Consider the following 12,931-nt stretch of genomic DNA (forward strand, 5'->3'; position numbering starts at 1 on the left):
CGGTTCTCCTGGGGGGCTGCGGTCTACTCCGGGGCGGCGGCGGCGGTCACGCGCGCGAGGCGCGGCTGCGCGCCTCCCGCGGTGCCGCGGACCAGCAACCTGACGGTACCGGAGTTCCATCCGGCGGGGATCCACAGTCGACCCGGATCGCCGCCGGTGAACCGCGGGCGGTGCGGGTCCTCCAGCCAGACGCGGCCCAGGAGTTCGCCGTGGGCGAAGGCGCTCAGGCGGACCTGCTCGCCTTCGAACCGGAGCGACCGCCCGCCGGGCGGGACGGCCACGTCGAGCCAGGTCTCCTCGCCGGGGGCGAGGTCGAGCGGCAGCTCGACGGCGAGACCTTCGGCGCCGTGCCCGGCCAGCCCGAGGATCGCGGTGTCCGGCTGGGCCTCGACCTGCCAGCCCTCGACGGGTGCGAGGCGGAGCAGTTCGGCGCCGCCGCCCGATCCGGGCCAGTGCGGTGCGGTGACCGCGACCTGGCGGCCCTCGCCGGGGGCGAGGTGGACCCACGGGTCGATCGGGCTGACCATGCGCGTCTCGCCGTCCACGTCGACCTCGACGGGAACGGTGAGTCCTTCGATGTGGAAGGCGTAGTGGCCGATGCCGTCGACCGGGAGCGCGCGGCGGTAGGTCGCCGGACGTCCGATGCGGGTGCTGCTCCAGCCGCCGAGGCTCCGCACGGGCGCGGGGTCGCCGGCCCACTGCTCCCCGCCGTCGACCGTCCACAGTGCATGGACGTCCTCGCGTCCGGCGACGGCCCAGACCCGGCCGAGGCCGCGGAGCGACCCGAGCGCGAGGCCCGGGAGGCGCGTGTCGTCGAAGTTGCAGTGGCCCCAGGTCTCCACGGTCGCGGTGAACGCGGTCTTCCCCGCGGTCGGCACGGTGATCGTGGCCCCGTAGACGACCTTGGACGGCAGCGCCTCGCCGTCGAGGGCGAGGTCGACGATGTCGGCCGCGCCTTCGATGAGCAGCTCGTCGACGCCGTCGAGCACGGTCGCGTAGTGCGTGCGGCCGCGGTAGACGCCGACGGCCTCGGAGGCCGGCGGCAGGTCGTGCGCGGTCGTCTCGCCCGAGCGGGCCGCCAGGTCCAGTTTGACGGCCGCGGTGACGGCCTCGGGTTCGCTTGGAGCTGCCGAGATCTCGGCCTTCGCGCCGCGCGGGTCGGCGACGTCCTCGGGGTGGAGGACCATGATCCGGATGCCGTTCATGCTCGTGGCGACTCGGACCGGAGCGCCCGGCACCGGCGCGTCGAGCTCCACGAACGTGACGCCCGGACCGTTCGCGAGCGCGACGCGACTCGAAGTGCGCGAAGCGAACTGAAGTCCCTCCGGCCCGGCGCCGATGAGATCCGCGGACGCGAACTTCAAGGTTCCCTCGAGACCGAACCTGTCCAGCGGCAGATCCTGGATCACGAGCGCGCACGAACGCGGTGCGAGCGCGAACGTGACAGGGAAGTGGTCCCCGACCTCGACCGTCGCCGTGCCCGGTTCCTCGGTGAGGTTCGGGACGCCGGTGACCGTGCCGCCGCCGTCGAGGACGAGCCGCGACGGCGAGGCGCTGGTGGTCACCGAGACGCCTTGGACGCCTTCGGCTTCGGTGGTGCGGGCCCTGGCGAGGGCCGGGCCGAGCGTGCGCGCGAACGCGGTGAGCACGCGGGCCTCGGCGGTCTCGGGCCGCGCCTCGCCCACGGGGGAGAGGTAGCCGCCGAAGTCGTAGTCGTGGGTCATGAACCCGCCCGGGTCGCCCCAGTTGCCGACCGACGGCGTGTACCCGAAGTCGTACCCGGACGCCTGGAGGTACGGCGCGATCAGCGTGGCGCCGCTGACGAGCAGGCGGCGGAGCGTGGCGTGGCTGCGGTTGGTCTCGGTGACCAGCAGCGGCAGGCCCTGCTCGGCGACGAGGTCGGCGTAGCGGCGCACTTCGGCCTCGACGAACGGCGAGCGGTCGTCGGGGTAGAAGTTGAACGCGGGCGCGACGCCCTCGGCGCCGCCGGTGGCGCCGTTCAGGTCGCCCTGGCCGGCGCAGGCGATGAGCGGCACCTCGATGCCGTGCTCCCTCGCCATGTCCCGCAGCGCGCCGATGTACGCGTGCCGGTCGGCGGTGTCGAAGAAGTCCAGCTCGTTCTCGAGCTGGACGGCCGCGACCGCGCCGCCGCGGCCCCACTGGCGCTCGGCGAGGAGCGGCATCGCCCGGTCGAACCAGCCGCGGACCTGCTCGAGGAAGCGCGGCTCGGCCTGGCGCAGGCGCAGGTCCTCGTCGAGGCCCAGCCACGCCGGCAGCGCGCCGCCGTCCCATTCGGAGCAGATGTACGGCCCGGGCCGGGCGATGACCGCGAGGCCGGCCTCGTGCGCGAGGTCGAGGAACGCCCCGACGTCGCGCCGTCCCGTGAAGTCCCATGCGCCGGGGGCGGTCTCGTGGAAGTTCCACGGCAGGTAGACGTCGATCGCGCGGTAGCCGGTGGCGCGGACCTGCGCGAGCCGCGCCTCCCAGGTCTCCCTCGGGAGCCGGAAGTAGAACAGCGACGCGCACAGCAGCGCCTCCTCGCGGCCGTCGAGCACCAGCCCGGTGGGGCGGAGCTCGGCGGTGCCGCCGGCGTCCGTGCCGTTCACGAGCGCCGATGTGGACAGGTCAGTCACTTACTTCACTCCTGCACTTCCGCCTTGGAGGTTCATTTCGTAGAGGTACTTCTGGCCGAGGTAGTAGATGGCGATCATCGGGAGCGTCAGGATGATCGACCCGACCATGACCAGGTTCCACGGCGGCAGCTGCATCTCGTTGCTCGTCCCCGTCATGTACTGGAGTCCGAGTGCCAGCGGCATCGACTCCTCGGAGTTGAGGTAGATGAGCGGGCCCATGAAGTCGCCCCACGCGTGCGTGAGCGTGAAGATCGCGATCGCCGTGAGGATCGGCCACATCATCGGCAGGATGATCCTGCGGTAGACGCCGAAGTAGCCGAGGCCGTCCATCTGCGCCGCCTCGTCGAGCTCCCCGGAGATGCGGGAGACGAACTGCCGCACCAGGAACACGTTGAACGCGTTGGTGAAGAAGTTCGGGATGATCAGCGGCAGGTACGTGTTGACCCAGCCGAGCTCCTTGAACAGCAGGAACTGCGGGATCATCGTGATCTGGGAGGGGATCATCATGGTGGCGAGCACGATGATGAACATGACGCCCTTGCCGGGGGCCCGCAGCCGCGCGAACGCGTAGCCGACGAGCGAGGACGAGAGCACCTGGCCGACCGCCGAGAGCGTGGCGATGAGGACCGAGTTGAGGACGAACCGCCCGACCGGCAGGCCGGTCGCGGTGAACACCTCGGTGAAGTTCCGCCACTCGAACTCGGTCGGGATGACGGTGAACGCGTTCTGGGAACTGGTCAGGTCGCTCGAGAGCGAGATCGAGACCATGAGGATGAACGGGACGAAGAAGACCGCCGAGACGATGAGCAGCACCGCGTAGGTCGCGGGCGACGCCTTGAACGCCGACAGCAGGCGCGGCTCGCGCTCGCGGCGTTTGCGCTCGGCGCCGGCGCGGGCCGGCACCTGTGAAGCGAGACCGGTCATTTCACCTCCTGCTCGTAGAAGACCCAGCTGCGGGACGTGCGGAACGCGATGAGCGTGAACGCGAGGATGACGAGGAACAGCAGCCAGGCGACCGCCGACGCGTATCCGAAGTGGTAGAAGGAGAACGCCTCGCGGAACAGCAGCGGGACCATCATCTGGCTCGCGTTGTCGGGACCGCCGGCGGTGAGGATGTACACCTGCGAGAAGATCTGGAACGCCCCGATGAGGCCCATGATCAGGTTGAAGAAGATGACCGGGGTGATCTGCGGGAACGTGACCGCCCAGAACTGGCGCCAGGCGCCGGCCCCGTCGATCTCGGCCGCCTCGTAGAGCTCGCGCGGGATGCCGTTCATGGCCGACAGCAGGAGCACCGTGGCCCCGCCGGCGCCCCAGGCGGACAGCACGATGAGCGCGGGCTTGACCCAGGTGGGGTCGAGCAGCCAGTTCGGTCCCTGGATCCCGAACCACCCGAGCAGGTCGTTCAGCGGGCCGGAGGGTGCCAGCACCATCTTGAAGACCATCGCGGTCGCCACGAGCGGCACCAGCGTGGGCAGGTAGATGAAGGTGCGGAAGAGCTTGCGCCCCCGGACCCGCTTGTTCAGCAGGTTCGCGAGCCACACGCCGATGACCAGGCCCAGGGGCACCGAGACGAGCGCGTAGTAGAAGGTGTTGCCGAGGGCCTTCCAGAAGATCGGGTCCTCGGTGAGCGCCTTGGCGTAGTTGTCCAGGCCGACCCATTCGGGCGGGGTGAACGAGTCCCACTCGGTCAGCGAGATGTACACGGACGCGATCATCGGGCCCAGGAGGAACCCCACGAACCCGATCAGCCACGGCGAGATGAAGAGCCAGAAGTAGAAGGCTTCCTTCTTGCTGCGCGACGACATGCTGCGCCTCCCGGCGCGGCGCACGGTGCGCGCCGCGCCGGGGGCTTCGTCGATGGTCTTCGACATGTTTCAGGCCCTAATCGGTGATGATCGACTCGAGCTGCGTCTGGATCTTGTCCAACTCGGTCTGGGCGTCGCCGCCCTCGTTCCAGAACGTGCCGAGGTTGTCGTTGAACGCGGCCTGCATCTCGTTCCACTGCGGGATGAACGGCGCGCGGAAGATGAACTCGGCCGATTCGCCGAACGCGGCCATGTTGATGGGCTTGGTCGCCCACGACGGCGCCAGGAACGCGTCGGACTGCTGCACTTCGAGGTTGGCCGGGACGTCCTGGGCCTTGTCGATGATGAGCTCCTGCGCGTCGGCGCCGGTGAGGAACTCGATCGCCTTGAACGCCTTCGCGGGGTCGGCCGCGTCGCGCGAGATGGCCAGGCCGGAGCCGAAGGCCGAGACGGCCTGCTGGGCGCCGCGCCACAGCGGGGCGATGTCCCAGTTGATGTCGGCCTCCAGGAGACCGCCGATGGCCCAGAAGCCGGTGGTGTTCATCGCGACCTTGCCCGCCGCGAAGGCGGGGTCGCCGCCCATGTCGGGGCCCATGTCCGCGTATTCGGCGGCGGTGGGCACGAAGTGGTGGACGTGCGCGAGGTCGTTGGCCCACTGGAGCGCCGCGACGACCTCGGGGGAGTTGGCGGTCGGGTTGCCGCCGTCGTCGATGATCTGCCCGCCGTTCTGGTAGGCGAAGCTCCACCACTGCGGCCACCAGCCGGCGCCGCCGTAGCCCCACTGGGTGCCGGCGACCGTCAGCTTCTCCATGGCGGCCTGGGCGTCCTCCTGGGTCCACTCGGCCGTCGGGTACTCGACGCCGGCGGCGTCGAACAGGTCCTTGTTGTAGTAGACGATCATCGCGCCGGAGCGGTCCGGGATCGCGTAGACCTTGTCCTCGTAGGAGTACAGGTTGCCCACGGGACCGAAGCGCTGCTCCAGGTCGAGGCCGGCGTCCTTCGCGTACTCGTCGAGCGGCAGGATCTGGCTCTTCGAGGAGTAGGTGTTGACGCCCTCGGCGACCTGCATGATGTCGGGGCCGTCGCCGCCGGCGATCATCGTCTGGACCTTCTGCTCGTACTGGTCCGAGGGGATCAGCTGGAGCTCGATCTTGATGTCGGGGTTCTCGGCCTCGAACAAGTCGATGCGCGCCTGGTAGGTCTCCTTGTCGAGGTCGCCGCCCCAGACGACCATCTTCAGGGGACCGCTGCCGTCGTCGTCGCCGGAACCGCACGCCGCCAGCACGGGCGCCGCCAGCGAAGCCGTCGCGGCGGCCTTCGCGAGGGTGCGCCGGCGAATCTTGTTCTCCATGTCTCGGCCTCTCTCTGTCTTGCGCCGACTACACCGTCGGCACGGGGTTGAGACGGGGGTAAATCTAACCCATAGATAAATGGTTGGATAGACCGGCGTAGATAACGATTCGAGCAACCTCGCCCCTGGTAGCGGACCGGTTGACCGATACAAGCGTTATCGGGGGAATGCCGTGCGTCACATCCCAAGCGGGACAGTGCGGCCCGAACGGCCACAGGGCGGCACCGCTGGAGCACGCGATCCCGGCGGTGCGATCATGGCGTGGTCCCGCGAGTTGAACGGAGTGGACAGTGCGACCCGAACTGCCCCCGCCCATCGGCATCGACCTCCCCGGCTCCTTCAGCCGCTCGGTCTTCCACGAGCGCCACCCGGTGCTCGTCGACAACCTCCTCGGCGACTTCCCCTACCCGCCCCACATCGCCGAGGCCCTCGAGGCGCTCCTCGCCGAGTCCCTCACCGGCACCGTCCCGCCGCGCACCCCCGGCGGCCCCGAGATCCACACCTGGCACCTGGAGGTCTCGGCCCGCATCGGCCAGCCGTGGGAGTCCCTGCCGTTCCTGTGGGCCGAGTCGTACTTCTACCGCCGCCTCCTGCGCGCCGTCGAATACCACCACTACGACAGCCCATGGTGCGGCGTCGACCCCTTCGCCCCCCAGAAGCACGCCCAGCTCGACGGCCCCGAACTGCGCGCCGACCTCGACGCCTACGCCGCGCTGAGCGACGCCTCCGCCGCCGACCGCCGCCGCGCGATCCTCCTCGCCTCCCTCTGGGGCAACCAGGCCGACCTGGGCTTCCGCACCAACAACCCCGGCGCGGACACCAGCGTCGGCGACCTGGTCGCCGACGAGTCCGAGGCCCTCTGGGACCTGGCCGAGGCCCCCGGCGAGGCGCCGGTCATCGTCGTCGCCGACAACGCCGGCCGCGAGATCACCGCCGACCTCGCCCTCGTCGACCACCTCCTGGAGACCGCGACCGGCCCGGTCGAGCTCCACCTCAAACCGCACCCGTACTTCGTCTCCGACGCCACCGGGCAGGACGTCGTCGCCACCCTGAACGCCCTCGACCGCGACCCGCACGCCGCCGTCCGCGACCTCGCCCGGCGCCTGCGGGACGCCGTCCGCATGGGATGGCTCCGCCTGCGCACCCACGGCGCCTACGTCCACCCCACCGACTACCGGACGCTCCCGAGCGACCTCGCCGAGGAGTTCGCGGCCGCCAAGCTCGTGATCCTCAAGGGCGACCTCAACTACCGCCGCCTCGTCGGGGATCTCCAGTGGGACCCGACCACCCCGTTCGCCGAGGCCGCCGGCCACTTCCCGGGCCCGGTGGCCGCGCTCCGCACCGCCAAGTCCGACCTCGCCGTCGGCGTCGACCCCGCCCGCCTTGCGAAGCTCGACGCCGAGGCGCCCGACTGGCGCCTCACCGGCACGAAGGCCGTGATCCAGGTGCACCCCGGACACGACTGACAGAGCCCCGGGGCCGCGGCCCCGGGGCTGCCGCACCGGTTCAGCAGTCGGCGCGCTTGAGCCGGAACGCGGCCCCGATGAGCGTCACCGCAACCCATCCGGCGAAGACCGCCAGGCCCTCGCCCGGCGTCAGCGCGCCCTCGGCCTGGGTCAGGGCGTACGCGGCGCCGCCGGCGTTGCTCGGCAGGTACGGGGTGAGCGTGTCCTCCCACGAGTCCGGCAGGAGCTGCGACAGCCCCGGCAGCAGAAGCAGGACGCCGACCAGCGACGCGATGCCGCCCGCGGGTGAGCGCAGCAGCGTCCCCAGCCCGACGCCGAACACCGCGACCAGGCCCAGGTAGAGGCCCGCGCCGAAGAGGCTGCGCACGACCCCGTCGTCGCCGAGCGTCAGCGCGATCGCCTCGCCGTCGAGCCCGACCGTCCCGATCAGGAACGCGAGGAACGCGCCGGCCGCGGTCACCGCGAACACCGCGCCGAAGGCGATCAGGGCCTTCGCCCACAGCACCGGCAGCCGCTTGGGCACCGCGGCGAGCGTCGACCGGATCATGCCCGTGGAGTACTCGCCGGCGCTCATGAGCACCCCGAGCACCCCGGCCACCAGCGACGCGAACGACAGGCCCATGAGCGACAGGCTCACCGCGTCCAGGGGGCGCCCGGCGATCCCGGGCGGGCCGTCGGTCACCCCGGCCCCGCCGGGGCTGTACGTGTACGCGGCGATCGCCCCGAACCCGGCCAGGAGGACCAGGCTGAGCCCCAACGTGATCCAACTGGACCGGAGCGTGCGGAACTTGGTCGACTCCGACAGGAGCACCCGCGGGAACGTCACCCGCTTGACGGCGGTGCGGCGGGTCTCGGCGGCGATGGCGGTCATCGTTCGGTCCTTCCACTGGCGGGGGCGCTCTGGTACTCCAGCTCGTCCCGGGTGAGTTCCATGAACGCCTCCTCCAGGGAGACGCCCGTGGGCGTGAGTTCGTGCACCAGCACGCCGTGCCGCAGCGCCACGGCGGCGATCTCGCGGGCGCTGAGGCCGGCGACCTGGAGCTCCCCGTCCCCCGACGAGGTGACGCTGACACCCGGCCCCGCCAGCAGCGGCCCCAGCCGCGCGGCCTCGTCGGTGCCGACCCTGACGCCGCCCAGCGACGCCTCGACCAGGTCTGCCACGCTCGTGTCGGCCAGGAGCCGGCCGCGGCCGATGATGATGAGGTGGTCGGCGACCTGCGCGGTCTCGCTCATCAGGTGCGAGGACAGGAGCACCGCCCGGCCCTCGCCCGCGAGCTGCGCCAGCAGGTTCCGGATCCACAGCACCCCTTCGGGGTCGAGGCCGTTCACCGGCTCGTCGAGCATGACCACCTCGGGGTCGCCCAGCAGCGCGGCGGCGATGCCGAGGCGCTGGCCCATGCCCAGCGAGAACGCGCCGACCCGCTTGTGCGCCACGCTGCCGAGCCCGGCGAGGTCGATGACCTCGTCGACGCGTCTGCGGCCGATGCCGTGCGTCTGCGCCAGCGCCGTCAGGTGGCCGACGGCGGACCGTCCGGGGTGGACGGACTTGGCCTCGAGCAGCGCGCCGATCTCGTGGAGCGGGGCGGCGTGCCCCGCGTAGGAGCGGCCGTTGACGTGGACCTCGCCGGCCGTGGGGGCGTCCAGGCCCAGGACCATCCGCATGGTGGTGGACTTCCCGGCCCCGTTGGGGCCCAGGAACCCGGTCACCTCGCCGGGCTTCACGGTGAAGCTCAGGCGGTCGACCACGGTCTTGTCGCCGTAGCGTTTGGTCAGTTCGCGCGCTTCGATCATCGCGGTTCCCTCGTCTCCTCCGGGCCGCAGCGGCATCGCGGCCTGATGGATTCGACGCTACGGACGCGCGCCTCTCACCGCGTGGGCCTGAGCGCGGGTCTTGCGGGGGCCGGAGTCGTACCTGGGTCGTATCCGCGCCTACGCGCGGACGCTGAGGCGCGGCCGGTCGGGGGCCGTCAGGACCCGAGAGCCTCACGGAGGAACGCCCGGTACACCGTGCCCGACGCCTGTAGCGCGACCGTCGCGTTCGCGGGTTCGGGCCGCCACGGCCGGGTGTCGACCAGGAGCTGCCCGAGCGTGCGGGCCCCGGCGGTCTCGACGCTCACGTGCGCCCGCACCGTCGCGGTGAACAGGTCGGGGCGCACCAGGTAGGCGAGGCACATCGGGTCGTGGACGGGCGTGGACGGCTCGTGCGAGGGCGACGCCTGGTCGTGCTCGAGGCGGTGCCGGATGAGCGCCGCCGCGGCGGCCGCGGCCGGGGTGCCGAGCTGCTCGAGCTCGTCGCAGTCCGGTCCGGTGAGCGGCGCGCTGTGCGTCGCGTCGAGCGGCACGATCACCACCTCGGGCAGCCCTGTGCTCAGGACCGCTTCGGCCGCTTCGGGATCGGCCCAGAAGTTGAACTCGGCCGCGGCGGTCACGTTGCCGTTGCCGTGCGCGCCGCCCATGAGCACCAGCCGCGGGATCCGCTCGGCCAGTCGCGGCTCGAGCGCGAGCGCGAGCGCGATGTTCGTGAGCGGCCCGGTCGCCACCAGCGTCGCGTCCGCGTTCGCCGCGTCCATGAAGAAGTCCACCAGGAACGGCACCGCGTGCCCTTCGCGCACGGCCGAGACCGCCTCGGGCAGCCCGAGCCCGTGCTGCTGGAACGCGCTGTCCTTGTTGAGGACGTCCCGGGGGATGGGCAGGTCCGGCCGGATGAGCGGCCGCGCCGCCCCCGCGTACACCGGCACCCCGGCGCCGGCCAGGTCGAGCGCGCGCAGCGTGTTGTCGGTGACGTGCTCGAGGGCCACGTTGCCGTTCACGGTGGTCACGGCCGCCGGTTCGAGCCCGGGGTGTCCGACGCCGGCGAGGATCGCGATGGCGTCGTCGGATCCGGTGTCGCAGTCGAGTACGAACCTCATCGTCGCGCTCCTTCGTTGCTGGGCATGGTGTTCCGAGCGTAGCGACGCGTCCGGTCCGCCGGTCGCGGTGACCGCGGCGATGCGGCCCCCGCCTCCAATCGCGGCGCGGCCTGAGCGGCCATGCGCGCGACCCCGCCGCGATCGTGCCGGCCGGCACGCGCACCGATCCCACCGTGGTGCGGGAGACCGCCGCTGTCGCGACGGCCCGACGGACCCGCCGTGGCCGAACAGGCTCGCGGCGCGGGCCGGTCCGGCCGCCGGCGCCCGCCGCCGGCCGAGGGACCCGGCCCCCGCGCGTCCACTGGGTGGACGGTGGAAACTGGTTGCCGACATCCCTACCCCGCCGCAGGAGGTCCCCATGCCGGTCCACGAGTACTTCACCGCGATGTTCCGCGGCCTCGACGAAGCACGCGCCGGGGGCGGCACCGAGGCCGAGCAGGAGGCGCGCGCCCAGCGGTTCATGGACGAGTACCGCCGCCTCGACGAAGGCTGGGACGCCGCCGGCATCGCCATCGAGGACGCAGCGGTCCCCGGCCCCCACGGGCCCGTCCCGGTCCGCACCTACCGGCCCGAAGGCGCGCTCGACGGCGCCGTCCTCTGGTGCCACGGCGGCGGCTTCCGCCACGGCGACCTCGACATGCCCGAAGGCCACATCGTCGCCATCGAGCTCGCCCGCCGCGCCCGCGCCTTCGTCGTCTCCGTCGACTACCGCCTCGCCGACGGCGAGCGGGTGCTCTACCCGTTCCCGATCGACGACGTCCACACCGCGTGGTCCTGGCTCGCCGGGCTCGAGGAGTTCGCCGACGCGCCGCTGGGGCTCGGCGGCGCCAGCGCCGGAGCCGCGCTGGCGGTCTCAACCGCCTTGCGCGCCAGGGACACCGGGCCGCGCGAGGCCGACGCGCTGCTGCTCGCCTACCCGTTCGCGCACTACCCGAACCCGGCGCTCGACCTCGACCTGTACCCGGAGATGGCCGCACTCCCGTTCCGGTTCGACGCCGCCGGCGTCGAGACGATGGTCCGCAACTACGTCGGCCGCATCAGCGACGTCCCGCCGGACGCGCTCCCGGGCGCGGCCCGCCTCGACGGGCTGCCGCCGACGTGGATCGTCGTCTCCGAGTACGACGACCTGCGCGGCTCGGCCGAGCTCCTCGAGCGCCAGCTCGCCGAGGTCGGCGTCCCGGTCGAGTCCTACCTGGCGGCAGGCATGACCCACGGGCACCTGAACCACCCGCCGCGCGTGCACGAGATCGAGGAGTCCATCGCGTTCATGGCCCGGGGCCTCAAGGGCTGACCCTCAGGCCTGGTAGTTCTTCGCCCCGGGGAACAGCGACCGGGCGCGTTCGAGGTCCGGTGCCACGAAGCGCCCTTGGGCGGCGACCAGGACCGCGTCCGGGTCGGACTCGGGGGCGACGGTGCCGTCTACGGTGATCTTGCGACCCTCGATGCCGGTGACCTCGGCACGCAGGAGCAGCGGCAGCTCCACCGGCACCGGCCGCTGATAGCGGACGTCGAGGGCGATCGTCATGGCGGGCAGGCCCTTCGCGGCGCAGGCCCAGCCCATGAGCTCGTCCAGCAGCAGAGCGCTCATGCCGCCGTGGGCGTACCCGGGCGGGCCCTCGTGGGCGACGCCGAGGACGCAGCGGCCGATGTACCCGTCCTCGCGCTCCTCGATCTCCAGGGGCGGGGCGAAGGCGCTGCCGTGCCCGGTCGCGGGGCTGTACATGCGCAGGCCGAAGGGGAACACGTCGACGCTGGGGATCTCGGAGCGCTCGCGGCGGTGGCCGGTGAACCGGGCCTCGAGGCGCTTGACCTCGCCCGCGAGCTCCTGGAGGACCTCGGTGGGCGTCTCGGTGCGCGCCACCGTCTCCATGAGCGCCCGCAGTTCGCGGCCGAGCCCGGCGACCGCCTCGCGGCGCAGTTCGAGATCCTCGCTCGACATCGTGTGCTCCTCCTGCTATGACGTTCGTTATAATCGGGGTCCGGGTCAGGCTACCACGCACCCGCAGAACGGAGACCGTCCATGGCCCAGGCGAGCCCCCCTTCCCGCGAGCGCATCGTCGCCGGAGCGGCCGACCTCATCGCCCGCCGCGGCCTCAGCGCCGCGAGCATCCGCGAGACCGCCAAGCACGCCGCCGCCCCGCTCGGCTCCACGTACCACTACTTCCCGGACGGCAAGGGCCAGTTGGCGACCGAAGCCGTCGAGTACGCGGCCGGCCGCGTCGAGCAGCACATGCGGACCGCGCTCGAGGCCGGGCCGACCGCCGGGCTGCGCGCCTACCTCAAGCGCTGGCGCGACATCGTGGTCGACAGCGGGTTCCGCACCGGCTGCCCGGTCCTCGCCGTCGCCGTCGAGGAGCCCCCCGAAGACGAGTTCCCGCCGGCGCTGCTCGCCGCCGCGCTGGCGTTCGACCGATGGGAGCGGCTGCTCGCCGACTCGCTCGAGGCGCACGGCGCCGACCCCGACGAGGCGCGCGAGCTCGCGACGCTCGCGGTCGCCGCCGTCGAGGGCACCGTCGCGATGTGCCGGGCCAAGCAGAGCACCGAGCCGCTCGACCGGGTCGCGCGGCGCCTGGAGGCGCTCATCGAGGCCGCCTGCGACGGCGACCCGGCCTGAGACGACCCGGTTCCAGACGGCGCGCGCCCCGAGACGACGCAGCGTCACCGATCCGTCCACATCGGTGCATCATCGCGGGCGGCGCGCCGTCCGCTTACGAGCGGCCAGTAGGGTCGGGCGGTACGACCCTCCACCGCCGCTCGGCACGCG

At 72.1% G+C, this 12,931-nt stretch carries 11 protein-coding genes; 3 read left to right on the forward strand and 8 right to left on the reverse strand.

The features are described from left to right. Window positions 1-23 precede the first annotated feature (23 nt). From GFD30_RS15720 to GFD30_RS15735, 4 genes are all read right to left on the reverse strand, one after another. Window positions 24-2,633, reverse strand: a complete 2,610-nt coding sequence (locus tag GFD30_RS15720) for a beta-galactosidase (RefSeq protein ID WP_322633292.1) — start codon at window positions 2,631-2,633, stop codon at window positions 24-26. Next, window positions 2,634-3,557, reverse strand: a complete 924-nt coding sequence (locus GFD30_RS15725) for a carbohydrate ABC transporter permease (RefSeq protein ID WP_153026154.1) — start codon at window positions 3,555-3,557, stop codon at window positions 2,634-2,636. Continuing rightward, window positions 3,554-4,441 carry a carbohydrate ABC transporter permease gene (locus GFD30_RS15730; protein WP_407649066.1) on the reverse strand — a complete coding sequence of 296 codons (888 nt, stop codon included), beginning with the start codon at window positions 4,439-4,441 and terminating at the stop codon, window positions 3,554-3,556. The genes GFD30_RS15725 and GFD30_RS15730 overlap by 4 nt, the downstream gene beginning before the upstream one ends. Before the next feature lie 76 nt (window positions 4,442-4,517). Beyond that, the gene (locus GFD30_RS15735; RefSeq protein WP_227996420.1) at window positions 4,518-5,792 is read right to left on the reverse strand and encodes an ABC transporter substrate-binding protein; all 1,275 of its coding nucleotides are present in this window, start codon (window positions 5,790-5,792) and stop codon (window positions 4,518-4,520) included. 290 nt (window positions 5,793-6,082) lie between these two features. Between GFD30_RS15735 and GFD30_RS15740 the strand changes: the two genes are divergently transcribed. Then, window positions 6,083-7,258, forward strand: coding sequence for a damage-control phosphatase ARMT1 family protein (locus tag GFD30_RS15740; protein ID WP_322633293.1), 1,176 nt, complete (start codon window positions 6,083-6,085; stop codon window positions 7,256-7,258). 40 nt (window positions 7,259-7,298) lie between these two features. Here the strand turns inward: GFD30_RS15740 and GFD30_RS15745 are convergent, their stop codons facing one another. The 3 genes from GFD30_RS15745 to GFD30_RS26325 form a co-directional block, all read right to left on the reverse strand. After that, window positions 7,299-8,129: an ABC transporter permease gene (locus tag GFD30_RS15745; RefSeq protein ID WP_153026156.1), complete on the reverse strand. Its 831-nt coding sequence runs from the start codon at window positions 8,127-8,129 to the stop codon at window positions 7,299-7,301. Next, window positions 8,126-9,049, reverse strand: a complete 924-nt coding sequence (locus tag GFD30_RS15750) for an ABC transporter ATP-binding protein (protein WP_153026157.1) — start codon at window positions 9,047-9,049, stop codon at window positions 8,126-8,128. Before GFD30_RS15750 ends, GFD30_RS15745 begins: the two co-directional genes overlap by 4 nt. A gap of 176 nt (window positions 9,050-9,225) precedes the next feature. Beyond that, a complete protein-coding gene (locus GFD30_RS26325; RefSeq protein WP_194201991.1) occupies window positions 9,226-10,167 on the reverse strand; it encodes a nucleoside hydrolase in 942 nt (313 codons plus the stop codon). A 358-nt stretch (window positions 10,168-10,525) separates the two neighbouring features. Between GFD30_RS26325 and GFD30_RS15760 the strand changes: the two genes are divergently transcribed. Then, complete coding sequence (locus GFD30_RS15760) at window positions 10,526-11,458, forward strand: alpha/beta hydrolase fold domain-containing protein (protein WP_227996422.1); 933 nt, start codon at window positions 10,526-10,528, stop codon at window positions 11,456-11,458. A 3-nt stretch (window positions 11,459-11,461) separates the two neighbouring features. Here the strand turns inward: GFD30_RS15760 and GFD30_RS15765 are convergent, their stop codons facing one another. Further along, on the reverse strand, window positions 11,462-12,106 hold the full coding sequence (locus tag GFD30_RS15765; RefSeq protein ID WP_153026159.1) for a PaaI family thioesterase: 645 nt from the start codon (window positions 12,104-12,106) through the stop codon (window positions 11,462-11,464). An 81-nt stretch (window positions 12,107-12,187) separates the two neighbouring features. Between GFD30_RS15765 and GFD30_RS15770 the strand changes: the two genes are divergently transcribed. Continuing rightward, window positions 12,188-12,781, forward strand: a complete 594-nt coding sequence (locus GFD30_RS15770; protein ID WP_153026160.1) for a TetR/AcrR family transcriptional regulator — start codon at window positions 12,188-12,190, stop codon at window positions 12,779-12,781. Window positions 12,782-12,931 lie beyond the last annotated feature (150 nt).

Origin of the sequence: Glycomyces albidus, assembly GCF_009451885.1 — a bacterium.
In the GTDB taxonomy this organism is placed as follows: domain Bacteria; phylum Actinomycetota; class Actinomycetes; order Mycobacteriales; family Micromonosporaceae; genus Glycomyces; species Glycomyces albidus.

Excerpts from the sequence above, each read along its gene's own strand:
- GFD30_RS15745 (WP_153026156.1), bottom strand. The coding sequence starts at position 8,129 with ATGACCGCCATCGCCGCCGAGACCCGCCGCACCGCCGTCAAGCGGGTG.
- GFD30_RS15735 (WP_227996420.1), bottom strand. The coding sequence starts at position 5,792 with ATGGAGAACAAGATTCGCCGGCGCACCCTCGCGAAGGCCGCCGCGACG.
- GFD30_RS15750 (WP_153026157.1), bottom strand. The coding sequence starts at position 9,049 with ATGATCGAAGCGCGCGAACTGACCAAACGCTACGGCGACAAGACCGTG.
- GFD30_RS15725 (WP_153026154.1), bottom strand. The coding sequence starts at position 3,557 with ATGACCGGTCTCGCTTCACAGGTGCCGGCCCGCGCCGGCGCCGAGCGC.
- GFD30_RS15730 (WP_407649066.1), bottom strand. The coding sequence starts at position 4,441 with ATGTCGTCGCGCAGCAAGAAGGAAGCCTTCTACTTCTGGCTCTTCATC.
- GFD30_RS15765 (WP_153026159.1), bottom strand. The coding sequence starts at position 12,106 with ATGTCGAGCGAGGATCTCGAACTGCGCCGCGAGGCGGTCGCCGGGCTC.
- GFD30_RS26325 (WP_194201991.1), bottom strand. The coding sequence starts at position 10,167 with ATGAGGTTCGTACTCGACTGCGACACCGGATCCGACGACGCCATCGCG.
- GFD30_RS15760 (WP_227996422.1), top strand. The coding sequence starts at position 10,526 with ATGCCGGTCCACGAGTACTTCACCGCGATGTTCCGCGGCCTCGACGAA.
- GFD30_RS15770 (WP_153026160.1), top strand. The coding sequence starts at position 12,188 with ATGGCCCAGGCGAGCCCCCCTTCCCGCGAGCGCATCGTCGCCGGAGCG.